Consider the following 26072-nt stretch of genomic DNA (forward strand, 5'->3'; position numbering starts at 1 on the left):
CGGCACGCGGTCAGCGCGCGCCGGCGGGGAAACGGGTTTCGGTCAGCTGCTCGGTGACGCTCCACAGGCGCGCGGCGACCCCGGCGTCCTGCGCGGCGGGTGGCACGGTGGCCAGGCCGAGCGGACCGTTGATTTCCATGGGGCCGGTGGGGCCGTAGTAGGTGCCGCCGACGGCCTCGGGTGCGGTCGCGGCGAACAGGGTCGGGATCGCGCCCTGCGCCGCGGTCTGGTAGTGCTCGCGGCGGCTGGCCCATTGCTGGCCCTGGGCGCTGTCCAGGCCCGGTCCGCGCGCGACCAGTTCGGTCACCGCCACGCCCGGGTGCGCGGCCAGGCTCTGCAGGCCCCAGCCGGCGGCGTCGCTGCGCCGCTGCAGTTCGCGCGCGAACATCAGGCAGGCGAGCTTGGACTGCGCGTACGCCACCATCGGCTCGTAGCTGCGCTCGGACTGCAGGTCGTGGAAGTCGATCCGCCCGCGCAGCGCGGCGATGCTCGACAGCGTGACCACGCGCGGCGCTTCGCTCCTGCGCAGCAGCGGCAGCAGCTCGGCGGTCAGCACGAAGTGGCCGGCGTAGTTGGTCGCGAACTGCGCTTCCAGGCCGTCGGGCGAGGTGCCGCGCTCGGGCGGGGCCATGATCGCGGCGTTGTTGATCAGGCCGTCGACGCGCGGCAGCGAGTCGCGCAGCCGCGCGCCCAGCGCACGCACCGTCGACAGGTCGGCGAGGTCGACGGACTCGAACTGCAGCTGCGCATCGGGGTCGTCGGCGCGGATCTTCGCGATCGCCTCGGCGCCGCGCTCCGGGTTGCGCGCGACGATCACCACGCGCGCGCCGGCGGCGGCGAGCGCCTTGGCGTCCTCGAAGCCCATGCCGCTGGTGCCGCCGGTGACGACGAAGATGCGGCCCGCCTGCGACGGCATGTCGGCCAGCGACCAGTCGGGCTTCGGCGCGGCCTGCGCGCGCGCACTATTGCCGGCGAAGGCGGCGACGGCCGCCAGGCAGAGCGCGGCCAGGCGCTGGCGCCAGGCGGCGCCTACGTTGCGGGGATTGCGCGTGGCGAGTCGCTGGTGGGCGATGGAAAGCGCAGGCGCGCGACGTGATGCGGAAAGTGCGAAGTTCCGGGTATGCATGGGGGAATGTCCTCGTGGGCAGGGAAGGGGTGGGGTGTCGCGGCAAGCCGCGTCAGGGGTCGAGGTGGAAGTGGAAGAACGGCGCGAGCCGCTCGATCGCCGGATCGATGTGTTCGTCGCGGTGGTAGAGGTCGTAGTGGCCGGCGCCGGGGATCACGACCAGCGCCTTGTCCGGCCCGCGCGCGAGGCCGTAGAGCGCCTGCCCGGTCTCGTACTGGCAGGTGCTGCCCTGGCGGCCGGCGACGATCACCATCAGCGGCTGCACCAGCAGGTCGGGCACCAGGTGGAAGCCGTCGAAGCCGAGCATGGGCCCGACGCTGCGCAGCAGCAGCCGGTTGCTGGCGTTCGGGTGGCGATGCGGCGACTCGCGATGGAAGCGGATCGCCTCGAGCAGGTCGCGGTCGGTGATGCCTTCCGCGCCCGCGGCGTCGAGGCTGTCGGGAATCCAGCGCTCGCGCCGTTCGGCGGCGCCGCGCGCGGCGGCGGTGCGCGCACGGCCGACCTCGGCCAGCCGCGCATGCATGCGCTCGCCCGGCAGCATCCGCCGGAACGCGCGGCCGACGTCGGTGCCGGCGACCGTCGCCACCACCTTGAAGCGGTGCTCGGTCAGCGCCGCGTTGACCGCGTAGCCGCCGCCGGCGCAGATGCCGAGCACGGCGATGCGCGCCTCGTCGACGAACGGCAGCGTCACCAGGTGGTCGACCGCGCAGCGCAGGTCCTCGACCCGCGCGCCGGGATCCTCGAGATCGCGCGCCGCGCCGCCGCTCGCGCCCTGGTGCGAGGGATCGAAGGCGATCGCGACGAAGCCGCGCGCGGCCAGCTTGCGCGCGTAGATCGTGCCGACCTGTTCCTTGACGCTGTTGCCGGGCGTCGACAGCACGATGGCCGGCCAGACGCGGTCCTGGTCGAAGTCCGGCGGCAGGTGCAACTGCGCGGCGATCGCGATCTCGCCGTTGCGGAACGTCGTCTCGCGCAGGGTCGTGGGCGCGGCGGCCATGTCAGAAACGCCGGCTGAAGCCGAGGAACAGCCGACCGCTGCGGTCGCTGTCGGGCTCCAGCAGCGGGCTGGCGCGTAGTTCGTCGGGCAGGTGGCTGGCCTCGGCCGAGGCGACCAGGTGCCAGTCCTCGCCCACCGGATGCATCCAGGTCACGCCGATGCGGTGCACGATCGCCGAGCCCGGCGCATACGCGGTCACGCCGCGCGCGACCTCCTCGTCGAGCGTGCCGTAGTAGTAGCCGGCGAGATCGTCGGAGAGCAGGCTGCTGCCGAGGTTCGCGGTGATCGCCGAGCGCCCGAGCAGCCAGGTGTAGCGGTAGTCGAGCGCGACCTCGTAACCGTCGCTGGCGTCGCTGATGTCGTGCACCGCCTCCAGCGACAGCGCGCCCCAGGCACCGCCGTAGGTCGCGCGAAAGCCGGCGTCGAGGCCATCGTCGCGGTCCTCGAGCAGCGCGGCATCGACGCCGTTGGCGAGCAGCTCGCTGCGGCCCAGGTCGTCGATGTCGAAGCCGTCCAGGCGCACCGAGGCGATGGCGTCCAGCGTGAATCCGCCCGAGTCCACCAGGTGCACGCCGGCGGCGGTGCCGCGCACGAAGACGCGCTGGCCTTCGAAGCCCAGCAGCGGCACCGGCCGCAGGCGCGAGTCCTCGCCGGCGTAGGGGCTGTCGATGGCGATGGCGCCGACGCCGAGGGTCCATTCGCCGCGGGCGGAGGGATCGGCGACGGGGGGCGCGGACTGCGCGGCGGCCGCCGCGGACAGGGCGAGGAGGACGCCGCCGGCGCTGCCGGCGATCGCGTGTCGGAACGTGGTCATGGGAAGTCCTGCGATGGAGCCGCGATGCCGCGGGCGCGGCGAGGGGGTGCGGCGGGTGGGGGAAGGGAAGGAGCGGCAACCGGCGCCGCGCGCTGCGCATGCGCGCGTCCGAGCCAGAGGCCCAGCGCGGTCCAGGCCAACGCGAGCGGCACGACCACGCCGACCAGCCCGCCGAGCGCGAAACCCAGGCGCCCGAGCAGGCCTTCGACCTGTGCGCCCAGCACGTCGCCGCCGCGGTAGACGAAGGTGTCGATGGCGGCCTTGGCCTTGTAGGTGTCCTCGCGGTCGAGCACGGTGAACAGCGCCTCGCGCGCGGGCCGGGTGATGCCGCGTTGCATCGCGCGGTTGCCGGCTTCCAGCACGACCAGCACGACGAACGAGCCGTAGGCCGCGAGCCCGACGAACCCGACCGCGGTCGCGACCGGCAGCAGCGCCAGCGCGACGCCGAGGCCGAAGCGCTGGATCAGCCGCCCGGTGAGGGTGACCTGCAGCGCCAGCACCGCGATCTGTGTCCACATGTCGATGTTGCCCAGCACCGCCGCGCGTGCGTCGGTATCGGTGGCGACGTCGGCCACCATCTGCAGCCGGGTGAAGTAGATGAAGGTCGCCATCACCGTCATCAGCAGCACGTAGCCCGCGATGCCGGCGAGGTAGGGCGAGCGCTGCAGCGCGCGCAGCCCCGACCAGGCGCTGCCGCCCACCGGCCCGTCGCGTTCGGCCGTCGAGGCGGCCTTGCGGTCGGGCAGCAGCCGCAGCAGCGCCCATCCCAGCGCCAGCGCCGCCAGCACGAAGCCGGCGGCCACCAGCAGCAGCGCGGGCGTGCCGACCACTTCGGCCAGGCGCGAGGTCAGCCACGGCCCGAAGATCGCGCCGAGCGTGCCGCCGACCGAGATCGGCGCGAACAGGCGCTTGCCCTGGTCGGCGTCGAAGCGTTCGGCCAGCAGCGCCCAGAACACCATCGTCGCGAACAGGTTGAACACGCTGAACCAGACGTAGAACACCTGCCCGCTGCGTTCGCCGACCGCGCCGGGCGCGAACTGCAGCAGCGCCCAGAACGTGGCCAGGCCGATCGCGAAGAAGCCGTAGGTCGCGCCCAGCAGCGGGAACCGGCGCAGCCGCGCCGCCAGCCAGCCGAACACCGGGTTCACCGCCAGCGTCACCAGCGCGGTGCCGACGAACAGCCAGCGCACCTGGTCCATGCCCTGCGACATGCCCAGCGCGTCGCGCACCGGGCGCAGCAGCATCAGCGCGGTCAGCACGCAGAAGAAGAACAGCGCGGCGACCGCGACCGCGGCGCGCTCGCCCTGACGGATGTCCGCCAGCGCCTGCAGCATGCCGGTGCGACCCGGCGACGACGGGGACGCACCCATGTCAGCGCACCGCCCCGCGAAGGATGGCACCCGACACAAGGCTTGTCGGGTGAGTGCGCCGCGTGCGCATGGCCGGATCGGTGGGCGAGATCATCGTTGCGCTCCTGCGTGCGGCGGTCGACGGATGCGACCGTGGCGATGGAGTGCATGCTCGGCGCCGGGGATTAATTCGGGTTTAAGCGCAACGCAAGTGGCACCTGCCGTCTTAAAACCGTTTTAATGGGCGCACCGCATGATTCCCGGCACCGCCTGCGCACAGCCTCCGATGGACGAAATCCTGCTGGTCGAAGACGACCACATGCTCGGGCGCGCGCTCACCGCCGCGCTCGCCCAGGAAGGGTGGCGCGTGGTGCATTGCGAGGACGCGCCCGCCGCGCGCGCCGTTCTGATCGATCATGCCTTCGTCGCCGTGCTGCTCGACCTCGGCCTGCCGCAGGGCTCCGGGCTCGACGTGCTGGCGGCGATGCGCGCCCGCTACGACCCGACGCCGGTGCTGGTGATCACCGCGCGCGACCAGCTCAGCGACCGCGTGCGCGGGCTCGACGCCGGCGCCGACGACTACATCGTCAAGCCGTTCCAGCGCGACGAGATGCTGGCGCGCCTGCGCGCGGTGCTGCGCCGCAGCCGCGGCGCGGTCACGCCGATGCTGCACTGGCGCGACGTCGAGATCGACCCGGCCGCGCGCGTGGTCACCCGCGGCGGCGAACGCGTCGCCCTGAGCGCGAACGAACTGCGCATCCTGCTCACGCTGTTCGAGGCGCGCGGCCGCGTGCTCGGCCGCGAGCAGCTGCAGGCGCGCCTGTACGGCAGCGACGGCGGCGTGGGCAGCAACACGGTGGCGGTGTATGTGCACCAGCTGCGGCGCAAGCTGGGCGACGGCGTGGTCGTCACCGAGCACGGCCACGGCTACCGCGCCGGGGACGAGTCGTGATCCGCGCCCCTCGCTCGCTGCGCACGCGGCTGCTGGCGGCACTGGCGATCGTGTTGTTCACCGGCTGGGCCGGCTGGTTCTCGCTGCAGTACGTGCAGATGTCCAAGCGCCAGGTCGGCGACATCGACGGCATGATCCGCAACGTCGCCGAACAGATCCTGCAGTCGCTGCCCGAGGACCTCACCGGCGCGGCCCGCCGGTCGAGCCGCTTCGAGCTCGATATCGATGCGCCGAAGACGATGGGCAAGTTCGACCTGCTCGCGTTCCAGGTGTGGGATCTCGACGGCCGCCGGCGCTTGGTGTCGTCGCGCTCCGCGCCCGCGGACGCGCTGGCGCCGGACTTCGCCGAGGGCTTCACCTCGCAGTCGATCGGCGGGGTGCCCTGGCGCGTGTACGCGGTGCACGACCTCGGTGGGCGCGTGCAGGTGCAGGCGGGGATCCCCGAGGCTGCAGTGCACGTGGAGATGCGGCGCTGGTTCCGCGCCAGCCTCGGCACTGCACTGGCGCTGCTGCTGGCGTTCGGCGTCGCGGTCTGGCTGGTGATCGAGTGGTCCCTCCGCCCCGTGGCGCGCCTGGGCGCGGCGCTCAACGCGCGCGCGCCGCTGGATTTCGCGCCGCTGCCCGACGCCGGCCTGCCGAGCGAGGTCGCGCCCCTGGTGCAGGGCTTCAACCGCCTGCTCGAACGGCTGGCGCAGGCGCTGCAGCACGAACGCGAGTTCCTCGGCGAGGCCGCGCACGAACTGCGCACGCCGCTGGCCGCGCTGCTGGCGCAGGCCCAGGTGCTGCAGCACGCCGGCGACCGCGACGAGGCGCGCATCGCGTTGGAGGAACTGATCGCCGGCATCGAGCGCACCGCGCGGCTGGCGCAGCAGCTGCTCGACGCGGCGCGGGTCGAAGCCGGCGGTGGCGCGCGCGCGACCGACCTGGACCTGGCGCTGGTCGCGGGCATGGTCGCCGACGAATTCGCGCAGGTCGCCACGCGCGAGGGCCGCACGCTGGCGCTCGACCTGCGTCACGCGCCGGTGCGCGGCGACATCGACGACCTCGGCATCCTGGTGCGCAACCTGCTCGACAACGCGCTGCGCCATGGCGGTCCGGGCGCGCGCGTGCGCCTGTCCACCGCGGTGGCGGCGGACGGCGGCACGCGAATGGCCGTGCTGCGGGTGGCGGACGATGGTCCCGGCATCCCGGAGGCCGACCGCGCGCGCGTGTTCGAGCGCTTCTATCGCGGCGGCAATGGCCACCGCACGTCGGGCATCGGCATGGGCCTGTCGCTGGTGCAGCGCGTAGTCGCCGCCCACGGCGGCGCCGTGCACTGCGGGGACGGCATCGACGGACGCGGCTGCAGCATCGAGGTCAGGCTGCCGGCGCGCGACCGGACCTGACGCGCTGGCGCGGCGGAAAGAGGCGTGCGTGGGCGTTGCGGGTTTGTCGCCGCGCGCCCCGGTCGACCGCGCGCTCGCGGCGTCCTTGCGGCCCGCACGCTACTGCCCCCACTTCCCGCTGCGGCGCATGACGCCCCAGTTGTGCTTGCGGCGCGAGAACCACTGCCACATGCCGCGGCAGCGCCAGAGCGTGTTGAGCTGGCGGTAGCCGAGGTTCTCCAGCACCGCCATCGCGAACATCAGCAGCATGTCGCGCTTGCGCGCGTACACCCGGAACGACAGCGTCTCCAGCAGCAGCCCGTTGACCGACAGCAGGATGCCCATGCCGATCGCCACCAGCAGGAACACGATCAGCGCCGCAGGCGAGACCACGCCCAGCGCGAACCCGCCGAGCATCACCACGTAGCCCGCCAGCTCGACCAGCGGGCCGATCCACTCGAACACCGCCATGAACGGCCACGCCAGCAGGCCGGCCGCGCCCGCGCGCGGGCTCAGCGCCAGCCGCGCGTGCCGGCTCAGGCTCTCGGCCAGGCCGCGCTGCCAGCGGCTGCGCTGGCGCCCGAGCGTGACGAGGTCCTCCGGCGCCTCGGTCCAGCAGATCGGATCGGGCAGGTAGCGGATGCGGTAGGGAATGCGGCGCTCGCGGTGCCAGCGGTGCAGGCGCACGACGAGCTCCATGTCCTCGCCGACGGTGGTGGTGCTGTAGCCGCCCACCGCCAGCACCCGCTCGCGGTTGAACAGGCCGAACGCACCGGAGATGATCAGCACCGCGTTGAGCGGCGACCAGCCGAGCCGGCCGAGCAGGAACGCGCGCAGGTATTCGACGATCTGGAACCGCGCCACCCAGTTGCGCGGCAGTCCCGCACGCACCAGGAATCCGCCGCGCACTTCCGAGCCGTTCGCCAGCCGCACGGTGCCGCCCGCGGCCACCGTGCGCTCGTCTTCCAGGAACGGTTGCACCACGCGCAGCAGGCTGTCGCGCTGCAGGATCGAGTCCGCGTCGACCGCGCAGAACAGGGTGTGGCGCGCGGCGTTGATGCCGGCGTTGAGCGCGTCCGCCTTGCCGCCGTTGTCCTTGTCGATCACCCGCAGGTTGGCGTAGCGCCGCGAGCGGTAGACCACGCGGATCGGCTTGTGCTCCAGCGTGCGCCGCATCGGCTCGGGGTGCGGCACCAGCTCGAATTCTTCGCGCAGCACCTCGAGCGTGCGGTCGCGCGAGCCGTCGTTGATCACCACCACCTCGAAGTCCGGATACTGCAGCTGCAGCATCGATCGCACCGAAGTGCGGATGGTCGCCTCCTCGTTGTAGCCGGGCACCAGCAGCGAGATCGGCGGCTCCACGCCGAGGTAGGGCGCCTCGTCGCCCAGCGCGCTGCGCTGGCGCATGTAGCCGCGCAGGCTGGCCATCGACAGCAGGTTGAGCGCCAGGTAGCCGCCGTTGAGCGCGAGGAAGTAGCCGATGAAGAGCACCTGTGCCCACCACAGCCAGCCGCCGTTCACGGATGCCGCTCCGCGATCGCGCGCCGCAGCGCGTCCCGCCCGTAGCGGTCCGCCACGGTGTCGGCGATGCGCTCGACCGCCGCGCGGTCGAAGCCGGGCTGCGCGGCGATGGCGTCGGCCGCTTCTTGGCGCACCGCCCAGTCGGGGTCGGGCAGCAGGGCCAGCAGCTGGTCGAGGTCCTTGAGCGCCGCCTGCTTGCCCAGCGCCTTGAGCGCGGCCAGACGCACGCCGGCGTCGGCATCGGCCAGTGCCTGCGACAGCCGCGGCCGGTCGGCGTCGTCGCGCAGCGATCCCACCACCTGCAGCGCAGCCTGGCGCAGCCCCGGATCGGCGGACTCCTGCGGGCGGTCGAGCACGTCGCGGGCCCAGCCGGCCAGCACCGCCGGACCCGCCCACTGCGTCAGCGGCGCGATCCGCCGCTGCGCCGCCACCGGTGCGGACCGCAGCGCGTCGAGCAGGGGCGGCGAGACCGCCGCGCGCCCGGCCAGCTGGCACAGCGCGGCGATGCGTTGCGGGGTCCAGTCCTGGCGCGCCACCACCACCGGCAGAACGTCGCGCATCGCGCGCGCCGCGTCGATGGTGACCAGCACTTCGGCCGCGGCCAGCGCGAGGAAGGGATTGTCGTGGCGCAGGAAGCGCGCCACGACGTCCCAGTGGACCGGATCGGCGAGTTCGCGCAGCACCGCCAGCGCCAGCAGGCGCAGGTGGATGCCGCGGCGGCGCAGCAGCTCCAGCGCGAACCGGTCCAGCGCGTACGCCTGCAGCAGGCGGTTGAGCCGCCCATGCGCCTCCCCGCGCAACTGGCGCTGGGTGCGGCTCCACAGCAGCAGGAACCAAAGCCGCTGCTGCGCGCTCGGCGCGGGCCACGGCGGCGGCGCACGTTCGTACAGCGTGGCCTCGGCCAGCCGCGGCCGCCAGTCGGCATCGAAACCCCGCCGCCGCACCAGGCGTCGACCGCCGAGTTCGGCCAGCACCAGTACCTGGCCCATGGTCAGCAGCGTCACCACGGCCAGCGCGGCGGTGACGTACACCGCCCAGCGCAGGACCGGATCGACCAGGGCGATGGCGAGCCAGTCGGGCATCGCTCAGAACGCCCGGCGCAGGCCCAGCTGCAGCCAGCGCCGGTCGTGGAAATCGCCTTGGCGCAGGTAGCCCAGGCCCCACTGCAGCGCCCAGGCGCCGGACAGGCCGTGGCGCCCCTGCAGCGCGAGCGCGCGCACCTGGCTGGCGACCACCTGCGTGCCCTGCAGCACGTCCTCGCTGCCCGCGGTCAGCCGCAGGCCGATCACGTCGCGTTCGCCGTAGTAGCGGTCGATCGCGGCGTCGTGGCCGTTGACGCGTTCGCCGTCGACATCGGTGCGGTTGAAGGTGTAGCCCAGCCGCCAGTCGCCGACGTACTGCTCCACCGCCAGCGCCAGCCGCTCGACGGTGACCTCGGGGTAGCGCGTGCGGCGCAGGCCCGCGGCCAGCACGGTGCCGCCTTCGAAGGCGTGCTGCATGCGCACGTCGCCGAACCAGCGTGGCTGGAAGTCCGAACCCGGCCACGCGCCGCCATCGAGCTGCAGCGTCCAGCGCGGCGCGACCGTCAGCGCGACACCGGCCTCGAGTCCGCTGTCCACCAGGCCGAACCGGCGTTCGCGCGCGGCTGCGACGTACCAGCCACGGCCGTCGCTGCGGCTCGACACGTCGAAGCGCTGGCCCTCCCAGGGATCGAGGCCCTGCGTCAGCCATTCGTGGCGCAGGCCGAGGCCGACCTCGCGGATATCGGGCGCCACCTGGTACCCGCCGTCCACCAGGCTGTCCGCCGCGGGCGCGCCCGGCGACGCCGCCTGCGACGGTGCGGGCGTCGGCTCCGGCGTCATCTGTCGCCGCAGGTCATCCAGGCCCGGATACGCCTGCGCCATCGTCTCCAGCTGTGCGAGGCTGGCCTGTGCCCCGGCGCGGTCGCCCGACCACAGCTGCGCCTGCGCGCGGCCGAACAGGTAGTCGGCATTGCCGGGCTCGCGCGCCAGCAGTGCGTCGTACAGCGGCAGCGCCTCGGCCGCGCGCTGCTGCCAGGCGAGCACCCGCGCCAGCTGGAAGCGCGCGGCATCGTCTTCCGGCGCCACCGCCAGCCGCTCGCGCAGCAGCCGCTCGGCGCCGGCCCAGTCCTCCGCGGCCAGTCGCGCGTCCACCTCGGGCCCCACCTGCGCCATGGCGTGCGCGCCCGCCAGCACCAGCAGCGCGGCCAGCAGGCTGCGCGTGAGGTTCATGCGGCCCTCCGCATCAGACGACGCAGCCGCGCCAGCACTTCCTCGGGCTGGAACGGCTTGGTCACGTAGTCGTCGGCGCCGAGGTCGAGCGCGCGCACGATGTCCACCTCGCGCGCTTTGGCGGTGAGCATGAGCACCGGCACCTCGCGCCAGCCGGGCTGCGCGCGCAGCCGTTCCACGATCTCGATGCCGTCGTGGTAGGGCAGCATGATGTCCAGCACCACCGCGTGCGGCGGCGGCTGTTCCAGCCGCGCCAGCGCCTCGCGCCCGTCGGCGGCGTGGTCAACCGTGAAGCCCTCGCGCTGGAACAGGAAGCGCAGGATGTAGGCGATGTCTTCCTCGTCCTCGATCACCAGCACCCGCGGTGCGGCCTGTGCGTTCATGGAATGGGATGTCCTTGTGTCGGAGGCCGCGGCGGCCAGTTGCGCAGGTAGTCGCCGATCACCGCCGCGAGGGTGGCGCCGCTGTGGCGCGACTTCACCAGCCGTCGCAGCACCAGGCCGCTGTCGGCGCCGGGCACCACCGCGTCGGCGTCCAGCGCGGAGAAGATGATCGCGAGCGTCGGTGGGCTGGCGGCCGCGAGTTCGGCCAGAAGTTCGCTGCCGTCGCCGTCGGGCAGCATCAGGTCGAGGATGACCAGGTCGTGGTGGCGGGCCGCCAGTTCGCGGCGCGCCTCGGCGAGGCTGCCCGCGCCATGCAGCCGCAGCGCTTCGTACTCCAGCAGGTGCGCGACCAGGGTGCGCAGGTCGGCATCGTCCTCCACGTGCAGCACCTGCGCGGGCGCCCCGGAACCGCGCAGGCAGGCGCGCACCGCCTCGACCACGCGGGATGGATCGAGCGGCTTGTGCAGCCAGTCGACGATGCCCACCGCGCCGCCGCTCACCGCCTCGCGCTCCGGGGCCGGCGGCTGCACGCCCAGCGCCAGGATCGGCAGGTGGCGGTAGGCCTGCTGGCTGCGCAGCGCGCGCACGAACGCAAGCCCGTCCTCGTCGGGCAGCGCGAGGTTGACCGTGAGCGCGTACACCGGGGTGGACGCCAGCACCTGGCGCGCCTGGGCGGCGGAGGCGGCGACCACGGTCGCGTGGCCGTGCTGTTCCAGCAGCGCCGCCAGCTGCGTCGCCGCGGCCGCGTCGCCGTCCACCAGCAGCACGCGCTGGCGGCCCTCGGCGTCGACGGGCGACACCGCGTCGCGTCGCGCCCGCGGCAGGCGCACGAAGAAGCACGTGCCGTGATCGGTCTGGGTGTCGAAGCCGATGCTGCCGCCCAGCTGCTCCACCAGCGAGCGGGTGATCGCCAGCCCGAGCCCGGTGCCGCCGCGTGTGCGCACGTCGGACGCGTCGGCCTGGGCGAAGCGCTCGAACACGCGCCCGCGGAACGTCTCGGGAATCCCCGCGCCGCGGTCGGCGACCGAGACCTCGACGTGGTCGTCGCGCACCGCCAGCACCACCACCACCTCCTCGCCCTGCGGCGAATGCTTGAGCGCGTTCGACAGCAGGTTCGCCATCACCTGGGCGAAACGGTCCGGATCGACGTCCACCTCGGCGTCCTCGCCGGGCACCAGGTGCACGCGCACGCCGAATTCGCCGGCATAGCCGCCGATCTGCTCGATCGCCTGCGCCAGCAGCGGCCGCAGCGCCAGCGGCTGCAGGTTCAGCACCAGGCGGCCGCTCTCGAGCTTCTCGATGTCGAGGATGTCGTTGATCAGTCGCACCAGCCGTTCGCTGTTCTTGTGCGCGATCTCCAGCAGCGGCCGCATCGCTTCGGGGACCTCGCCGGCCATGCCGCCGGTGACCATCGACAGCCCGCCGCGGATCGCCGTGAGCGGCGTGCGCAGCTCGTGGCTGACGGTCGAGATGAACTCCGCCTTCATGCGTTCCACCTGGCGCCGCGCGGACACGTCCACCGCCACCGCCAGCACCAGCTGCTGCTGGTCGGACAGCGCCATCGGCCGCTTCAGCAACTGGAACCAGCGTTCGTGGCCGTGCACGTCGGCCACCGCCAGCTCAGGGCGGCGAAGCTCCGAGACTTCGCGCAGCAGCGCGGTATCGCCGTCGAGCAGCGGCGCCAGCAGGTCGCCGCCGGGCAGGTCCTCCACGCGCCGGCCCTCGATCTGCCCGGGCTGCAGGCCGAGCAGCGCCGCGAAGGCCTGGTTGCACAGCAGCACCCGGCCGCCGGCGTCGCGCACGAAGATCAGGTTCTCGTCGGCGTCCACCACGCTGCGCAGGAACGCCTGCTGGTCGCGCAGGCGCCGGCGGGCGCGTGCCGCCTCGGTGACGTTGCGCACGATGGCCAGGCTTTCGCCGCCGTCGCTGCGCGCGATGCGCACCTCGTGGTCGCGGCCGCCTTCGTCGTGCCAGTCGAACGCGACCAGGCTGCGGTCCGGGTGGCGGGCGAGGTCGGCGAACGCGCTGGCCAGGCCGTCCGGCACCTCCCCGTGCTGGCCGCCGGCCTGCGACAGCACTTCGATGCGGCCGTCGGCATGCAGTTCGTACAGGTCGTCGGGCACGGCGCGCAGCAGCGCGGCCTGGCGCGCCTCGCCGGCGCCCGCGATCCGCGCCAGCTGCGCCTGGCGCCGCAGGGTGCGGTTCATCGCGCGCAGGAACCAGACCATCAGCAGCGCGATCACCAGGCTGCCGCCCAGCACCTGCCAGCGGCCGCGCTCCAGGATCAAGGCGGCCAGCGCGGTCCGCGTGGCGAGCAGGGCCCGCTCCTCGGCCTCGAGTTCGTCCAGCTGCGCGCGCAGCGCGTCCATCGTTTCCTTGCCGCCGGCCGTGGCCATCGCCTGCGCCGCCTGTTCCAGGCCGAGCCGGTCGCGACGCTCGACGTTGGCTGCAGCGATCTCCAGCCGACGGGCGATGTCCGTGTCCAGCCTGGCCAGCCACGCCGCACGGTAGCGACCGTCCAGGCTGCGTCCGAGTTCGCCGCGCAGGGCCGCGACGCGCGCCCGGCCGTCGCGATAGGGCGCCAGGTAGGCCGGGTCCGCGGTCAGCACATAGCCGCGTGAGCCCGTCTCCACGTCCTGCAGCGCCGAGAACATGCCCTGCACCACGGTGATCAGTTCGAGGCTGTCGGCGATGGCAGCGTTGGTGTCGAGCAGCACGTCCTGGGTGCGCTTGCCCTGCCACGCCATCAGGCTCAGCAGCGCCAGCGCGGCGGCGAAGCCGAGGTTATGCAGGGTCGTCCCGGACGGCAGGCGCAAATGAGGTCACCGGAGGCGGTCCAGGCCGATCCTAGCGGCTCACCGTCGCCGTGTCGTGGACGGGCGTCGCAAGCCCCGACGGGGTTCACGACCTGGCGTGCGTCGAGAGCTTTCACCACACGGCGCAGACACGGCGGCTGGTATCACGCCTTCCGGCAGAAGCGGGGTGGCCGCGATGCAGGAGTGATCGGTCGGGTGCAGGCGTGTCCGGTCGCAGGACGCATGCGGGCGGAGAGGGCCTGCATGCGCCCATAATGTACGGTCCGTCCACGGGATCGCGCGATCGCGGCATGCGGTGCCGCCGCACGCGAGGGTTTGCACGCGCGATGCGGGATTGCATGCGATGCGGCGAGTCGCCACTGCAGAAAGCCAGACGACGCACCCGTCGCGCAGCACGATTAACTTGCCTGGAGCAGTCCCATGCAGCCTTACCGTGGTGCCGATGGCGATTCGGGCGTCGCCGCCTACGAGAGCGGTCCGGGGTGGATCCTGGTCCGCTTCCATCGCGGCGGCACCTACCGCTACGACCACACACATCCCGGGCCCCTGCACGTGCTGGAAATGCAGCGCCTGGCCGACGCGGGCGACGGTCTCAACACCTACATCAACCAGCACGTCCGCGACGACTACGCCCGCCGCCTCGCGTAGCCCGGATGAGCCCGAAGGGCGCATCCGGGATGCGTCCGTTCGTCGCGTCCCGGTGACCGGTGCGTCGCAGAGGGACACCCACGTCCTCCCCCGGGTGCGGCTTCGCCTTACCCGGGCTACGCAGGCCACGTAACCACGTAGCCCGGATAAGCCCGAAGGGCGCATCCGGGGGAGCGGTCGTCCTTCCGTGCGAAAGGTCGCCCCGGCTTGCGCAAGCATTGGTCGCAGTCCCGGGTGCGGGTTCGCCTTACCCGGGCTACGCAGGCACGTAGCCCGGATAAGCCCGCAGGGCGCATCCGGGGCCGTTGTCCTTCCGTGCAGAAAGGTCTCCCTGGCTTGCGGCAGCGTTGCACGCGGTCCCGGGTGCGGCGTTGCCTTACCGGGGCTACGGGTGCACGCATGACATGCGCGATGCGCTGCGCTCCGCCCCGTCCTTCCTTGCGCACCCGGTTTGCGGCTACCCTCGTCCCGGTCCTTCGCCCACCGTGCTGCGCTCCGGCATGATCGACGTGAATCCACTCGAGAACGACGACGACACGGCCACCTCGACCCGGCACAGGGTCTGGTCGACGCACTGGCGACGCGGTCCGTTGCACTCGCTTTCCGGGTCGTTCGCGCGCAACTACGAAGGCAGCATCCGGCAGTTCTGGACCGCGGCGTTTTCCCCGCTGGAATCCGCGCACCGCATTCTCGATGTCGGCACCGGCAACGGCCCGCTGCCGGCGCTGCTGTGCGAGCTCGGCCTGGCGGACATGCCGCGGGTCGACGCGATCGACAGCGCGGACATCGACCCCGCATGGCTGGCGTCCGCGCCGGCGCGTTGCCGCGACGCCCTGCGCTTCCACCCGCGCACCCCGGTCGAACGACTGCCGTTCGCCGATGACACGTTCGACCTCGTCGTCAGCCAGTACGGGCTGGAGTACGCCGAACCCGAACGCGCGATCCCGGAGGTCGCGCGCGTGCTCAAGCCGTCGGGCTCCGTGGCGCTCATCGTCCACCATGCCGGCTCGCGCCTGGCGGATGTCGCTCGCGAGGAAATCCGCCTGGGCGAGTGGCTGCGCTCGCCGGGCCAGCTCATGGCGGCCGCGTCGGCGATCTTCCCGTACCTGGCGATGGCCGCGCAGGGACGACGCGAACACCTCGCCGGCGATGCGGGTGCGGGCGCGGCCCGCGACGCCTTGAACGCGACGATGCGTCGGCTCGAAGACGAGGCGGCACGCAGCATCTGCCCGGATCTGCTGTTCGAGTCGCGCGACGTCGTGGGTACGCTGATGCAGCGCCTGCTCGGGCAGACCATCACCCTGGAGCAGGCGCGGGCCGCGCATGCCGCGCACGCGAGGACGCTGGACGATGCCCTCTTCCGCCAGCGGGAACTGCTCCGCCACGCGCTCGATGCGGACCGGGCGGCCGCGTTCTCGAGGTTGTTGCAGTCCAGTGGACTGTCCGATGCCCGCGCCGATCCGATCTTCCACGAGGCATACCTGGTGGGCTGGACCATCCGCGCCAGCGGGTCGGCCCATGGCGCCGCTGGCGGGGACGGTTAGGGCGCGGCCCTCCACTCACTCCATCAATGCGGCCAGCACCCAGGTGTCGAGGAACGCCACCACCCGCACGATCCTGCCGTCGGCGTCGAACACCATGTGCCAGGCGTAGTGGTTGGTGTAGGTGCTGCCATCGTGCGCACGCGCGATGCCGCGCCAGACCGCGACGACCGTATCCCCCTGTGCGACGAGATGGTCCACCTCGGGCACGATCGGCGTGGCCAGGCGCGCGGTGATGGGAGCGACCGCGTTGTCCATGAAGTCGCGCTTGCCGCGGTAGGTGCCGGAGACCGGGCTGTCGCCGCCGACGGTCCACACCGCGTCCTCGTGCAGGAGGTCGAACACGCCGCCGGTGCCGGCACGCCATGCGTCGAAGGCGTTGCGGATCAGTGCCTCGTTCGCCGCAGTGCGGGTGGGCGCGTCGGCTGACGCCCGCGCGGCGGTGCCTGCCGACGCCACGGTCGATGGCGTAGCGCCGCGTTCGATCGGCCCCGCCTGTGCGACGGACGCAACCGTCGACACCAGCAACGTACCTGCCAGCAGCCAGACGCGCTTCGCGCGCCCCCATCCGCCTCCGGCACCTGTCCGGCCCGGCGCGACTGCGCCGGGCCGGAAGAGGGTTGGGGCGAGGGCTCGCGCGCCGCTCATGCCGGGCTCCTCACGTGGCGGACCACGATGTCGGTGGTGTCGACGTCGGCCGGCTGCGCGATCGCATGCGCGATGGCGTTCGCGATCGCCTCGGGCTTGAGTGCGATCTGGCGGAACTCGTCGATCGCCTTCGCCGTCTCGGCATGGGTGATGGTGTTCGCGAGCTCCGATTCCACCGCGCCCGGGTACACGCAGGTCACGCGCACGGTGTCGCTTTCCATGCGCAGTCCTTCGGAAATCGCGCGCACCGCGTACTTGGTCGCGCAGTACACCGCCGCGCTGTGCATCACGAACAGGCCGCCGATGGACGACACGTTCACCACGTGCCCGCTGCCCTGGCGCTCCATCAGCGGCAGCACCGCCGCGATGCCGTGCAGCACGCCGCGGATGTTGACGTCGATCATCGTGTCCCATTCGTCGGTCTTGAGCGCCGACAGCGGCGCCAGCGGCATCACGCCGGCATTGTTGACCAGCACGTCGACGCGCCCGCAGCGGGCGACGGCGTCGTCCACGAACGCCTGCATATCCTCGCGCGAGGTCACGTCGAGCGTGCGCGCATGCGCGGTGCCGCCGCGCGCGGCGATGTCGGCGGCCAGCGCCTGCAGCCGGTCGATGCGGCGCGCGCCCAGCATCACGGTGGCGCCGCGTTCGGCCAGCGTGCGCGCGGTGGCTTCGCCGATGCCGCTGCTGGCGCCGGTGATGAGCACGATCCTGTCGTTGAGGTCTTTCATCGTTGTGTCTCCTGTTGCAGTGAAGGGAGGGGGGTGCGTGCGGGACGCGTGTCCGGTCTTGCGTTGGGAACGCCGTCATTCCGGTGCTTGCCTGTACCCGGCGCCTCTACATCGATTCGAAGGCCAGGCCCTGGATGACAGCACCTGGCATCGAAGCGCCCGGCTCGACCGGTCCAGGGACCTGGAAGCACGCCTCGCGGCGCGACGACGCTCCGGCGAAGAAGCAGCTTCCGGGAAGGTCCCAAAACGTGCCGTCATTACCCGTGAGTGCGTGGGGCCCCCGGACGTCGGGGTATCGGGCGACGCCGTCCCGTCGACCAGCGCTCCGCACGCGGCTGGAAGACGTGTCCGCCGTCGCGGCGCGACTCTCGAGGCCGGGTTGTCCGGGCGTTGCCTAGCGCACGCGCGGGGAATTGCCACCGGCCTGCGGCACGGCCCGGCGCAGCACCATCCCGCCGTGGTGCAGCACGTTCTCGTCCACGAACACGCCATCGGCGGTGAACCCGGTGTCGTCCACGTAGTCGATCCGGTTGCCGCGCACCGTGTAGCGGCCCCGGTAGGCGCTCTCGCGGGTGCCGCGCGCCTCGTCGTAGCGGCCGTTGGGCAGCAACGCGTGGCGGACGTGGCCGTCGTCGGTGACCCACATGCCCACGTAAGGGTGCGGGGCCGCGGGGGTGGCGGGTTCGGCGGCGGCCAGCGCCCCGGCCAGCAGGGCGGCGACCACGGCGGCGGGTGTCTGGACGTGCGGGGTATTCGACATGGGGGGATCTCCAGTCCGGTGGGCGTGGAGATACGGTAGGGCGCCGGCGGTGTCGTGAGAACCCGTCAAACGCTGGATGCATTGGTTAGACTGATTAACCAATGAGCCCCGACCTCAACCTCCTGCGCATGTTCCTGGCCGTGGCCGAGGCCGCCAGCTTCCGCGCCGCGGCCGATGCGCTGGGGGTCACCCGCTCGGCGGTCAGCCAGGGGATCCGTCGGCTCGAGGACGGCCTGGGCGTGGCCCTGGTGCAGCGCTCCACCCGCAGCGTGCGCCTGACCGAAGCCGGCGAGCGCCTGCATCGGCAGGTGGCCGGGCCGCTGCGCACCGTCGATGCCGCGCTGGAAGAAGCGGTGGACGACGGCCCGCCGCGCGGCCTGCTGCGGGTCAGCGTCTCGTCGATCGCCGAGCGCTTCCTGTCCGGCCCCTTCGTCGCGGGCTTCGCGCAGGCGTATCCGGGCATCGTGCTGGACGTCACTGTCAGCGACGACCCGGTCGATCTCGTCGCCGCCGGCTTCGATGCCGGGGTGCAGCTGGGCGAGGTGATCGAGCAGGACATGGTGGCCGTGCCGCTCACCGGCCCGCAGCGACAGCTGGCCGTGGCCGCGCCGGAGTACATCGCAGCGCACGGAACGCCGCGGCACCCGCGCGACCTCGTCCAGCACCGCTGCATCGGCTGGCGCCCCGCGCCCGACACCGCGCCCTACCGCTGGGAATTCAGCGAGGACGGACGCGAGTTCGCGGTCGACGTCGCCCCCCAGGTCACCACCAACGACCTGCGCGTGATGCTGACCACCGCGCTGTCCGGCGGCGGCATCACCTTCGGCCTGGAGGAGAACTTCCGCGACTGGGTGCAGGCCGGACGCCTGGTGCCGATGCTGCAGGACTACCTGCCGCCGTTCGCCGGCTTCTTCCTGTACTTCCCCAACCGCCACAACCAGCCGCGCAAGCTGCGCGCGCTGGTGGAGCACGTGCGGGCGTTCCGCGAACGCGAGTAGCGCGGCCCGCCAGACAGGTGCCTTGCCGCGTACCACGCCGGGGCTTGAAAACCCTGCCCCAGCCTAGACCTTGCGCCGGGCCGGCGTGCCGCTCCGCGCCACGCGTGCGCAATCAGGACTTTCGGAGGCGTCATGCAGAGGTTGACCGCACTCCTTCTCGTACTCCTGGCCGTGTTCGGCGGCCACGCGCCGCCGGCCGAGGCCCGACAGGCCCCCGCGCGCGTCTACATCGTCCACGGATACGGCGCTTCGCCCTCGGACCACTGGTTCCCCTGGCTCAGGGACGCGATGGAACGCAGGGGCGCGACGGTGTCCATCGTCGAGCTGCCCACGCCCGGGGATCCGCAGCCCGACGCATGGCTGCAGACGCTGCGGGCGCAGGTGCCCGCGCCGGACCAGGACACCTGGTTCGTCGCCCACAGCCTTGGCGGCATCGCGCTGCTGAGGTACCTCGTGGCCGCGGACGCCGGCGCGCGGATCGGCGGCTTCGTCCTGGTGTCGGGCTTCAACGATCGCCTGCCGATCCTGCCGCAGCTCGACGGGTTCCGCGATCCGGACCTCGACTACGGCAGGCTGGTGCGGATGGCCGGCCAGCGGGTGGTCATCGCGGCGGACGACGATGCCATCGTCCCCCCCCCGCTCAGCCAGGACCTGGCGCGGTCGCTGGAGGCCAGGTTCGTCGCGGTTGCGCGTGGCGGCCATTTCCTGGGCAGCGACGGTTTCGAGCGCTTCCCGCTGGTACTCGACGAGCTGGAAAAAGCCATGGCGGCGGCCCCCTGAGGGTCCGGCGTCGATCCGGACATGGTGCCGGTGTCAGTACACCTCGCTTGCGCCGGGGCGGGATGACGTCGGCCGGCATTCCCCGGTTGCGGCTTCGCCTTACCTGGGCTACGTGGCGGATGGTCCGGCGACGCCAAGGCCGTGCCCACGCATCCGCCGCCGCCGCCGCCGTCGTAGCCCGGATAAGCCCGCAGGGCGCATCCGGGGAATCGCCGCCGTGTCCCGGCCCGGATCGCTTGCGCCGGTGCGGGATGACGTCGGCCGGCATTCCCGGGTGCGGCTTCGCCTTACCCGGGCTACGTGGCGGATGGCCCGGCGGCGCCAAGGCCGCGCCCACGCGTCCGCCGTCGCCGCCGTCGTAGCCCGGATAAGCCCGCAGGGCGCATCCGGGAAATCGCCGTGGTGTCCGGCGCGGATCGCTTGCGCCGGTGCGCGATGACGTCGGCCACCATTCCCCGGGTGCGGCTTCGCCTTACCCGGGCTACGTGGCGGATGGTCCGGCGGCGCGAAGGCCTCGTTGCGGACCGACGCTGCGTACGGTGGCGCGGCGCCGAATCCCCGAATCAACCCGCCCCGAGGGCCCTGTCCGCCGCCTGCAGGTAGCGCGACGGATGCACCAGTTCCACGTCGTCCAACCCCGACAGGCATTCGCGCAGCCAGTACACGTGGCCCACGCCGTACAGCACCACGATGTTGTCGCCGGGCTGCGCCACCTGCAGGATGCGCGCGCAGATCTGCATGTTGCGCGCGTACCAGTCGGTCACCAGCTTCGCGCCGGGGTACTGGCCGTTGCCGGACACCCGCAGCCACCGCCGGTACAGGCGATGGTTGGCCTCGATCATCGCATCGCTGTTGAGCCAGTCCAGATAGGCCGGGATCGACAGCGCCGCCAGCCGCTCACCCATCTGTTCGCCCACCCGCGCGCCCTCGACCATCGATTCGCGCAGTTCGCGCGCACCGGGTTCCGCGGTCACCGCGCGCAGCGGCGCCATGTCGAACTCGCCTTCCACGTCCACCGCATGCAGGCGCTCGATGCCGGCCTTCATCGCCAGCCGCTGCGCCACCTGCGCGATCTCGTTGCGGTCGTGCTGTAGCGCGTCCGGATCCAGTGGCTCCGGCCACACCAGGTCGGCGCCGCCGGTGCGCGCCTCCACCGCCACCTTGGTGGGCGCGAAGGCCAGCAGCGCCTCCGTCAGCGCTTCCAGCTCCGCCTGCCGCCGCGGCGCCAGCACGTCGTCGCTGTCGATGTTCACCGCGTCCTGCCCGGGGTTGTGCATGTGGAAGGTGCCCAGCAGCAGGATGCGGATCGGCCTGGTGTCGGACCCGGGCTCGGCCGCGGCCGCGGCAGGTCCGGCCAGCACCAGCAGGGCGACGAGGCCCGCGGCCAGCAATCGTGCGCGCCGCGGGAGACGGGTGGCGAAACGGTGCAATCGGATCATGGGTCCTCGTCGTCGACGCTGCTGATGAAGCCGGCCAGGGCCGGCAGGTAGGCCCGGAAATCGCGTTCGTGGCGGCCAGGCGCGTACGCATTGCGAAAATGCTCGACGACCGGCCGATACAGCGTGCCGCCCATCGCCTCGTTCTGCTCGAGGTGCGTTTCCGCCGACGCGCTGCCGAAACGTTCGCCCTTGAGGTGGATGGCCACCGCGTCCGACAGCACTTCGTGCACGAAGAAATAGGTATCCAGCTGCGGATCGTCGAACACCACGAACTGGTGCGAGAAATCGTCCGCGTAGTCGATGTCCATCAGCACCTCGCGCTGGCCGTCGGCGAACTGCTCCAGCGCGATGTGGGTGGCCTCGTGCCACACGGCGTTGGCCAGCGGCTCGTCGGCGTAGTCGAAACGCGCGGCATCGGTCGGGCCCTCGGGCAGGAAGCGCGGGTCGAACGGCACCAGGATCGGCCCGTACTGGGCGTGCCGCGGCGCCACGGCGTCGATCACGATATTGGCCTTGAGCACCACGCCCAACGGCGAGATCGAGAAGTACAGCGTCTTGTCCAGCCCGCTGCCGTAGAAGTCCGCGAGTTCCGGCAACGGATCGGCCGCCTCCAGGCGCGCTTCGAACTGCGCCACCCAGCGCGCGTAGTCGGCCTCGTGCGCGGCGAAGAAGCCGGCGAAATCCGAGTCCTTCGCGAACTCGACGGCCAGCCGCAGGTACTCGCGCAGGTAGGCCTCGTCCTTGATCAGGCCCAGGTGGGCGAAGCCTTCCGGTTCCACCAGCGTGGGTCCGGGGAACTCGAACGCCCAGCCGAGTTCCGCGAAATCGTTGTACGGCAGCGTGCGTGCATGCACCACCGCCGGGTGATCGCGCAGGTGACCGAACCAGGCGTCCACGTCGCGGCGATAGTCGTACTCGCGCACCGGCGGGCCGTACACGCGCGCCAGGTAGTTGATGACGTGCAGCAGTTCGGTGCCCGGATGCACCGCCACCACGTGTGCGATCGCAGGGGTGTCCGGTGCAGCGGGCACCGGTGCGGCGGTGGTGTCTTCGGGAGCGGGAGGCTGGCTGCAGGCGGCCAGCAGCAGGGCGAGGGCGGGTGCGAGAAAGCGCGTCACGTCCAGGAACGTCTTTCGGAACACGCGATGCATGTTAGCAATCGCGCATGGCGCATGGCGCATGGCGCGTCCACAACTGCGGCCGTCGCAACGTGTGCAGCGCGGCTTAGCGCTCCCGCTGGCGCGAGGCGCGCACCCGCGCCTGCCGCCGTTGCTCGGCCACGCCCGCCCAGAACGCGAAGCCGTGCAGCGAGGCGAAGCACAGCGCCAGCAGGGTCCAGGCCACGTCGAGGCTCAGGTACACGCTCGCCGCCCGGTTGAGCCACGCCCAGTCCGAGCGCCGCAGCGCCAGCGACCCTTCGCCCAGCAGCCCGTGCAGCGCCTGGGCGACCGACGGCGAAGCCCAGTCCCCGTACCGCACCAGCCCCACGAGGCCCAGCACCAGGCACGCCGCGAACGCCAGCGCCAGCGCGCCGCCCAGCCACGGCAGCACCGCGCCCATCCAGCGCGTGCGCGGCCACAGCTGCAGCGCGCCCAGCCCCCAGGCCAGCGCGAACAGCAGCAACGCGAACAGCAGGGCCATCGACCCGGGCTCCATGGCAAGGCAGGGGCCGCCAGCATGGCGAGGCGGGGCGTGAGGCGGCATGAACGGGCTGAATGAACCGCTTGCGGCCGTGCCGCATCCACACGCGCGTCCCCAACCAGGTTGCCGGTGCCCGGAAAGGGCATTACCATGCCCGATATGGGCACAAAGCGGAATCGCGGCGTCAGCGAGGCGGCAGCGTTGTACGCCAGCACCAGCCTGGCCGAAGCCCTGTTCACCGCCACCCAGCGCCGGGTGCTGGCGTGCCTGTTCGGCCAGCCCGGCCGCTCGTACAGCGTGAGCGAACTCATCCACACCACCGGTGCCGGCAGCGGCGCGGTACAGCGGGAACTGGCGCGTCTTGCGGGGAGCGGCCTGCTCACGGTCGAGCGCGTGGGCAACCAGAAGCGCTATCGCGCCAACCCCGACTCGCCGATCCACGACGAGCTGGTGGCTATCGTTCGCAAGACCTTCGGCCTGGCCGAACCGCTGCGCGAAGCGCTGGCTCCGCTGCGCCCGCAGATCCGGGCCGCGTTCGTCTACGGCTCGGTCGCCAGGGGCAGCGATTCCGCCGGCAGCGACATCGACCTGTTGCTGGTTTCCGACGAACTCGCATACGCCGACGCCATGGCCGCCCTGCACCCGCTGTCCGAACAGCTGGGCCGCACCGTCAACCCCACGCTCTACTCTCGCGCCGACCTGCGCAAGCGCATCGCATCCGGCAACAGTTTCGTGACGCGCGTGCTCGAGCAGCCGCGCCTCTGGCTGATCGGAGGCGAAGATGACCTCGGCGCTTGAGAACCTGGCCGGTACCAGCAAGCCGCTGCTCCGACGCATGGGACTCGCTGGGCACTGACCCATCGCCGGCCGCGGGCGCCGACACGGGCGCACTTCCGCCCGGTCCGCCCGCGCGCTATGGTCGGCTCCGGGGAAAAATGTGATGGGGGTCCGCATGGGACGCGGAAGGCAGGGATTGCTCGATCAGCTCGCCGTCCTGCCGTGGCCGGTGGGGCTGGCGATGGGCGTGCTCGGGTTCGGGGTGATCCGCTACGGGATTCCCGCCTGGCTCTCCGGGCAGGGCGGTCCGCTCACGCAGGGGCTGGCGCAGTCCGGTGCGTTCCAGATCCTGGCGTGGATCTTCCTCGCGCTGTGCGCGATGGCCGCAGCCGCGTCCTTCCTCGACGCGCGACGCAAGCGCCGCCTGCTCGACGCGCAATCGGGGCTGGCCAGCATCGCCGCGCTCGACTGGCGCGATTTCGAACGGCTGGTGGGCGAAGCCTTCCGCCGCCAGGGCCACGTGGTGGAGGAAAGCGGCCTCGGCGGCGCCGACGGCGGCATCGACCTGATCCTGCGCAAGGACGGCCAGCGCACGCTGGTGCAATGCAAGCAATGGCATCGCCGCAAGGTGCCCGTGAACGTGGTGCGCGAGATGTACGGCCTGCTCGCCCACCACCGCGCGCACGCCGTGCGCATCGCCGCGCTCGGCGGCTTCACCCGCGACGCCGCGCGCTTCGCCGCCGACAAGCCGATCGAACTGATCGACGGCGACACCCTGTTCGCAATGATCCGCAGCGTGCAGGCCGCGCCGCGCGAAGTGGGCACCGCATCGCCCGCTGCGCCGCCACCCGTCCACGCTCGCATCGAACCCGTGCTGCACGCGCCGAGCGCGCCCGAACCCGCCACGCCCGACTGCCCGCGCTGCGGTGTGGCCATGGTCGAGCGCACGAACCGCTTCACTGCGGCCACGTTCTGGGGTTGCGCCAGTTACCCAACTTGCCGCGGGACGCGTTGAGAAGCTAGCTCTATCAACGAAGAGATACTGAAATGACCATGAAAGAAGTGCTAGCGAAGCTCGAAGTGGGTAGTTCAGTTGCAGAATTCGATGCGCATCTGCAATCGTATTTTATTGAGACGCAGATATATCAGAACTTTGTAAATGACAGGCACGATATCGTTTCCGGAGCAAAGGGGGCAGGAAAGAGTGCGATCTATCGAGTAGTAAAGGCGAGATATCGCACGGTGGGCGAGATTTCGGATGTCGAAGTCGTTTCCGGATTCAATGACACTGGAAATCCCATTTTTCAAAGGCTAACGCAATCAAGAACCCTCTCCGAGGGACAATACATAACTGTTTGGAAGGCGTACCTGGCAGCCTTGGCAGGCAATTATGTGTTGGACGTAGTTGAGTCAGGGTTCAGTGACGATACCAGACGTCTCGACGCGCTACTTCGTCATACCGGCCTTCGAAGCGAAGACATTGGCGCACAAACGATCTTTTCCAGACTTGCAAACCTTGTCAGGAAATACACGAACCCTTCCGCCACAGAACACTCACTATCTTTCACGGAACATGGGATCCCTGTGATTGGCACGCGTCTTGAGTTTGCTGAAGTGTCCGATGCCGTAGTTGACGGTGAGCAGATCGAGACGGAAACAATTCTTAACGTCCTAAATCGCTGCTTAATTGGACTGGACCTTAGAATCTGGGTGGTCCTGGACCGCCTTGACGAAGCATTCGCCGGATACGCAGAGGTCGAAATACCTGCATTGCGTGCCCTCTTGAGAACCTACTTGGACCTTCAGTCGTACGATCATATTCGACTAAAAATGTTCTTAAGAAGTGATCTATTCAGAAGGGTCGTGAGGGGTGGTTTTGTAAACATGACTCACGTCAACGCGAAGAGAGTGAACATTGAATGGTCTGCGGAAGATCTAAAGTCGCTCCTTTGCAATCGCATTCGCTCTTCTCTTCAATTTCTCGACGCCTTGAGTCTGCCTACAGATGCGCCTGACGAGCTAATTCTTGAACGATTGTTTCCCAACAAAATAGATGTTGGTGAAAAGCGACCGGATACCTGGGGCTGGATCACCACTCGGATTGCAGATGGAAATGGTCTGATGTCCCCCAGAAACCTTATTGACCTGATCAACAAGGCAAAGGAGTATCAAGCCAAGCGGGAAGAGCGCGAACCCCGCGAATATGCTGGCAGCGAGCCGATACTGGAGTCCGACGCCATAAAGCGTGCATTGATAGCACTAAGTACGCTACGAGTAGAAGATACTTTGTTGGCTGAAAGCGACCATCTGGCAGCGCATATTGAGCGGTTCCGGAATGGAAAAGCGGAACACAACTTGGCCTCTTTACATCAAGTACTGCGACTAGAGGGAGATGAGCTTGCTGAGGTCATTGAAGAGTTAAAATTTATTGGATTCTTGTACGAGACTGGCGCTTCATACAAGATTCCAATGCTCTACCGTGGAGGTCTTTCAATTACTCAAGGTAAAGCCTTCTAGGTGGGGGGGAGAGCGGGG

General features: G+C 70.9%; 24 protein-coding genes. 9 read left to right on the top strand and 15 right to left on the bottom strand.

What is annotated here, in order from left to right; translation table 11 throughout:
- Window positions 1-10: 10 nt before the first annotated feature.
- From JMO03_RS17665 to JMO03_RS17680, 4 genes are read right to left on the bottom strand one after another with little or no spacing between them, the layout of a single operon-like run.
- Complete coding sequence (locus tag JMO03_RS17665) at window positions 11-1126, bottom strand: SDR family oxidoreductase (RefSeq protein WP_202845058.1); 1116 nt, start codon at window positions 1124-1126, stop codon at window positions 11-13.
- Window positions 1127-1178: 52 nt separating this feature from the next.
- Entirely contained in the window at window positions 1179-2123 is a 945-nt protein-coding gene (locus JMO03_RS17670) for an alpha/beta hydrolase (RefSeq protein ID WP_202845059.1), read from the bottom strand.
- A gap of 1 nt (window position 2124) precedes the next feature.
- Window positions 2125-2937 carry a MipA/OmpV family protein gene (locus JMO03_RS17675; protein WP_202845060.1) on the bottom strand — a complete coding sequence of 271 codons (813 nt, stop codon included), beginning with the start codon at window positions 2935-2937 and terminating at the stop codon, window positions 2125-2127.
- The gene (locus JMO03_RS17680; RefSeq protein WP_202845061.1) at window positions 2934-4307 is read right to left on the bottom strand and encodes an NTP/NDP exchange transporter; all 1374 of its coding nucleotides are present in this window, start codon (window positions 4305-4307) and stop codon (window positions 2934-2936) included. The genes JMO03_RS17675 and JMO03_RS17680 overlap by 4 nt, the downstream gene beginning before the upstream one ends.
- 265 nt (window positions 4308-4572) lie before the next feature.
- On the opposite strand from JMO03_RS17680, the gene JMO03_RS17685 reads away from it, so the two are divergent.
- Both JMO03_RS17685 and JMO03_RS17690 read left to right on the top strand, forming a co-directional pair.
- Window positions 4573-5238, top strand: coding sequence for a response regulator transcription factor (locus tag JMO03_RS17685; protein ID WP_202845062.1), 666 nt, complete (start codon window positions 4573-4575; stop codon window positions 5236-5238).
- Window positions 5235-6623, top strand: coding sequence for an ATP-binding protein (locus JMO03_RS17690; protein ID WP_202845063.1), 1389 nt, complete (start codon window positions 5235-5237; stop codon window positions 6621-6623). The genes JMO03_RS17685 and JMO03_RS17690 overlap by 4 nt, the downstream gene beginning before the upstream one ends.
- A 99-nt stretch (window positions 6624-6722) precedes the next feature.
- Here the strand turns inward: JMO03_RS17690 and JMO03_RS17695 are convergent, their stop codons facing one another.
- Genes JMO03_RS17695 through JMO03_RS17715 form a run of 5 tightly spaced genes read right to left on the bottom strand, consistent with a single transcriptional unit; the run spans window position 6723 to window position 13574 of the window.
- Complete coding sequence (locus JMO03_RS17695) at window positions 6723-8123, bottom strand: glycosyltransferase (protein ID WP_202845064.1); 1401 nt, start codon at window positions 8121-8123, stop codon at window positions 6723-6725.
- A complete protein-coding gene (locus tag JMO03_RS17700) occupies window positions 8120-9205 on the bottom strand; it encodes a HEAT repeat domain-containing protein (RefSeq protein WP_202845065.1) in 1086 nt (361 codons plus the stop codon). The genes JMO03_RS17695 and JMO03_RS17700 overlap by 4 nt, the downstream gene beginning before the upstream one ends.
- A gap of 3 nt (window positions 9206-9208) precedes the next feature.
- Window positions 9209-10375, bottom strand: a complete 1167-nt coding sequence (locus tag JMO03_RS17705; protein ID WP_202845066.1) for a YaiO family outer membrane beta-barrel protein — start codon at window positions 10373-10375, stop codon at window positions 9209-9211.
- Window positions 10372-10758 (bottom strand): response regulator transcription factor, encoded by a 387-nt coding sequence (locus JMO03_RS17710; RefSeq protein ID WP_202845067.1) that lies wholly within the window; start codon window positions 10756-10758, stop codon window positions 10372-10374. Before JMO03_RS17710 ends, JMO03_RS17705 begins: the two co-directional genes overlap by 4 nt.
- Window positions 10755-13574 carry an ATP-binding protein gene (locus JMO03_RS17715; RefSeq protein ID WP_202845068.1) on the bottom strand — a complete coding sequence of 940 codons (2820 nt, stop codon included), beginning with the start codon at window positions 13572-13574 and terminating at the stop codon, window positions 10755-10757. Before JMO03_RS17715 ends, JMO03_RS17710 begins: the two co-directional genes overlap by 4 nt.
- 420 nt (window positions 13575-13994) lie before the next feature.
- On the opposite strand from JMO03_RS17715, the gene JMO03_RS17720 reads away from it, so the two are divergent.
- Both JMO03_RS17720 and JMO03_RS17725 read left to right on the top strand, forming a co-directional pair.
- On the top strand, window positions 13995-14222 hold the full coding sequence (locus JMO03_RS17720) for a hypothetical protein (RefSeq protein WP_202845069.1): 228 nt from the start codon (window positions 13995-13997) through the stop codon (window positions 14220-14222).
- A gap of 509 nt (window positions 14223-14731) precedes the next feature.
- Complete coding sequence (locus tag JMO03_RS17725) at window positions 14732-15766, top strand: methyltransferase domain-containing protein (RefSeq protein ID WP_202845070.1); 1035 nt, start codon at window positions 14732-14734, stop codon at window positions 15764-15766.
- 15 nt (window positions 15767-15781) lie between these two features.
- Here the strand turns inward: JMO03_RS17725 and JMO03_RS17730 are convergent, their stop codons facing one another.
- The 3 genes from JMO03_RS17730 to JMO03_RS17740 form a co-directional block, all read right to left on the bottom strand.
- Window positions 15782-16285: a nuclear transport factor 2 family protein gene (locus JMO03_RS17730; RefSeq protein WP_202845071.1), complete on the bottom strand. Its 504-nt coding sequence runs from the start codon at window positions 16283-16285 to the stop codon at window positions 15782-15784.
- Between the two features lie 122 nt (window positions 16286-16407).
- Window positions 16408-17142, bottom strand: a complete 735-nt coding sequence (locus tag JMO03_RS17735; protein ID WP_202845072.1) for an SDR family oxidoreductase — start codon at window positions 17140-17142, stop codon at window positions 16408-16410.
- 394 nt (window positions 17143-17536) lie between these two features.
- Entirely contained in the window at window positions 17537-17902 is a 366-nt protein-coding gene (locus JMO03_RS17740) for an Atu4866 domain-containing protein (RefSeq protein ID WP_202845073.1), read from the bottom strand.
- 101 nt (window positions 17903-18003) lie between these two features.
- Between JMO03_RS17740 and JMO03_RS17745 the strand changes: the two genes are divergently transcribed.
- Both JMO03_RS17745 and JMO03_RS17750 read left to right on the top strand, forming a co-directional pair.
- Window positions 18004-18900, top strand: a complete 897-nt coding sequence (locus JMO03_RS17745; protein WP_202845074.1) for a LysR family transcriptional regulator — start codon at window positions 18004-18006, stop codon at window positions 18898-18900.
- 141 nt (window positions 18901-19041) lie between these two features.
- On the top strand, window positions 19042-19680 hold the full coding sequence (locus JMO03_RS17750; protein WP_202845075.1) for an RBBP9/YdeN family alpha/beta hydrolase: 639 nt from the start codon (window positions 19042-19044) through the stop codon (window positions 19678-19680).
- A gap of 563 nt (window positions 19681-20243) precedes the next feature.
- Here JMO03_RS17750 and JMO03_RS17755 read toward each other — a convergent pair.
- The 3 genes from JMO03_RS17755 to JMO03_RS17765 all read right to left on the bottom strand — a co-directional run bounded on the left by JMO03_RS17755 (window position 20244) and on the right by JMO03_RS17765 (window position 22760).
- Window positions 20244-21119: a DUF5694 domain-containing protein gene (locus JMO03_RS17755; RefSeq protein ID WP_202845076.1), complete on the bottom strand. Its 876-nt coding sequence runs from the start codon at window positions 21117-21119 to the stop codon at window positions 20244-20246.
- Entirely contained in the window at window positions 21116-22261 is a 1146-nt protein-coding gene (locus JMO03_RS17760) for a DUF4932 domain-containing protein (RefSeq protein WP_337926448.1), read from the bottom strand. Before JMO03_RS17760 ends, JMO03_RS17755 begins: the two co-directional genes overlap by 4 nt.
- An 82-nt stretch (window positions 22262-22343) precedes the next feature.
- Window positions 22344-22760: a hypothetical protein gene (locus JMO03_RS17765; RefSeq protein WP_202845078.1), complete on the bottom strand. Its 417-nt coding sequence runs from the start codon at window positions 22758-22760 to the stop codon at window positions 22344-22346.
- Between the two features lie 159 nt (window positions 22761-22919).
- Between JMO03_RS17765 and JMO03_RS17770 the strand changes: the two genes are divergently transcribed.
- The 3 genes from JMO03_RS17770 (at window position 22920) to JMO03_RS17780 (ending at window position 26054) form a co-directional block, all read left to right on the top strand.
- Window positions 22920-23558 (top strand): nucleotidyltransferase domain-containing protein, encoded by a 639-nt coding sequence (locus JMO03_RS17770; protein WP_202845079.1) that lies wholly within the window; start codon window positions 22920-22922, stop codon window positions 23556-23558.
- A gap of 154 nt (window positions 23559-23712) precedes the next feature.
- Window positions 23713-24552 carry a restriction endonuclease gene (locus tag JMO03_RS17775; RefSeq protein WP_202845080.1) on the top strand — a complete coding sequence of 280 codons (840 nt, stop codon included), beginning with the start codon at window positions 23713-23715 and terminating at the stop codon, window positions 24550-24552.
- Window positions 24553-24590: 38 nt separating this feature from the next.
- The gene (locus tag JMO03_RS17780; RefSeq protein WP_238346300.1) at window positions 24591-26054 is read left to right on the top strand and encodes a P-loop ATPase, Sll1717 family; all 1464 of its coding nucleotides are present in this window, start codon (window positions 24591-24593) and stop codon (window positions 26052-26054) included.
- Window positions 26055-26072 lie beyond the last annotated feature (18 nt).

This window comes from Luteimonas saliphila (assembly GCF_016774335.1).
GTDB lineage: Bacteria > Pseudomonadota > Gammaproteobacteria > Xanthomonadales > Xanthomonadaceae > Luteimonas > Luteimonas saliphila.

What these genes read in the sequence shown, in the direction of transcription:
- JMO03_RS17665 (WP_202845058.1), bottom strand. Translation starts at nt 1,126, where the DNA reads ATGCATACCCGGAACTTCGCACTTTCCGCATCACGTCGCGCGCCTGCG.
- JMO03_RS17670 (WP_202845059.1), bottom strand. Translation starts at nt 2,123, where the DNA reads ATGGCCGCCGCGCCCACGACCCTGCGCGAGACGACGTTCCGCAACGGC.
- JMO03_RS17675 (WP_202845060.1), bottom strand. Translation starts at nt 2,937, where the DNA reads ATGACCACGTTCCGACACGCGATCGCCGGCAGCGCCGGCGGCGTCCTC.
- JMO03_RS17680 (WP_202845061.1), bottom strand. Translation starts at nt 4,307, where the DNA reads ATGGGTGCGTCCCCGTCGTCGCCGGGTCGCACCGGCATGCTGCAGGCG.
- JMO03_RS17685 (WP_202845062.1), top strand. Translation starts at nt 4,573, where the DNA reads ATGGACGAAATCCTGCTGGTCGAAGACGACCACATGCTCGGGCGCGCG.
- JMO03_RS17700 (WP_202845065.1), bottom strand. Translation starts at nt 9,205, where the DNA reads ATGCCCGACTGGCTCGCCATCGCCCTGGTCGATCCGGTCCTGCGCTGG.
- JMO03_RS17705 (WP_202845066.1), bottom strand. Translation starts at nt 10,375, where the DNA reads ATGAACCTCACGCGCAGCCTGCTGGCCGCGCTGCTGGTGCTGGCGGGC.
- JMO03_RS17710 (WP_202845067.1), bottom strand. Translation starts at nt 10,758, where the DNA reads ATGAACGCACAGGCCGCACCGCGGGTGCTGGTGATCGAGGACGAGGAA.
- JMO03_RS17720 (WP_202845069.1), top strand. Translation starts at nt 13,995, where the DNA reads ATGCAGCCTTACCGTGGTGCCGATGGCGATTCGGGCGTCGCCGCCTAC.
- JMO03_RS17735 (WP_202845072.1), bottom strand. Translation starts at nt 17,142, where the DNA reads ATGAAAGACCTCAACGACAGGATCGTGCTCATCACCGGCGCCAGCAGC.
- JMO03_RS17740 (WP_202845073.1), bottom strand. Translation starts at nt 17,902, where the DNA reads ATGTCGAATACCCCGCACGTCCAGACACCCGCCGCCGTGGTCGCCGCC.
- JMO03_RS17745 (WP_202845074.1), top strand. Translation starts at nt 18,004, where the DNA reads ATGAGCCCCGACCTCAACCTCCTGCGCATGTTCCTGGCCGTGGCCGAG.
- JMO03_RS17755 (WP_202845076.1), bottom strand. Translation starts at nt 21,119, where the DNA reads ATGATCCGATTGCACCGTTTCGCCACCCGTCTCCCGCGGCGCGCACGA.
- JMO03_RS17765 (WP_202845078.1), bottom strand. Translation starts at nt 22,760, where the DNA reads ATGGCCCTGCTGTTCGCGTTGCTGCTGTTCGCGCTGGCCTGGGGGCTG.
- JMO03_RS17770 (WP_202845079.1), top strand. Translation starts at nt 22,920, where the DNA reads ATGGGCACAAAGCGGAATCGCGGCGTCAGCGAGGCGGCAGCGTTGTAC.
- JMO03_RS17775 (WP_202845080.1), top strand. Translation starts at nt 23,713, where the DNA reads ATGGGACGCGGAAGGCAGGGATTGCTCGATCAGCTCGCCGTCCTGCCG.
- JMO03_RS17780 (WP_238346300.1), top strand. Translation starts at nt 24,591, where the DNA reads ATGAAAGAAGTGCTAGCGAAGCTCGAAGTGGGTAGTTCAGTTGCAGAA.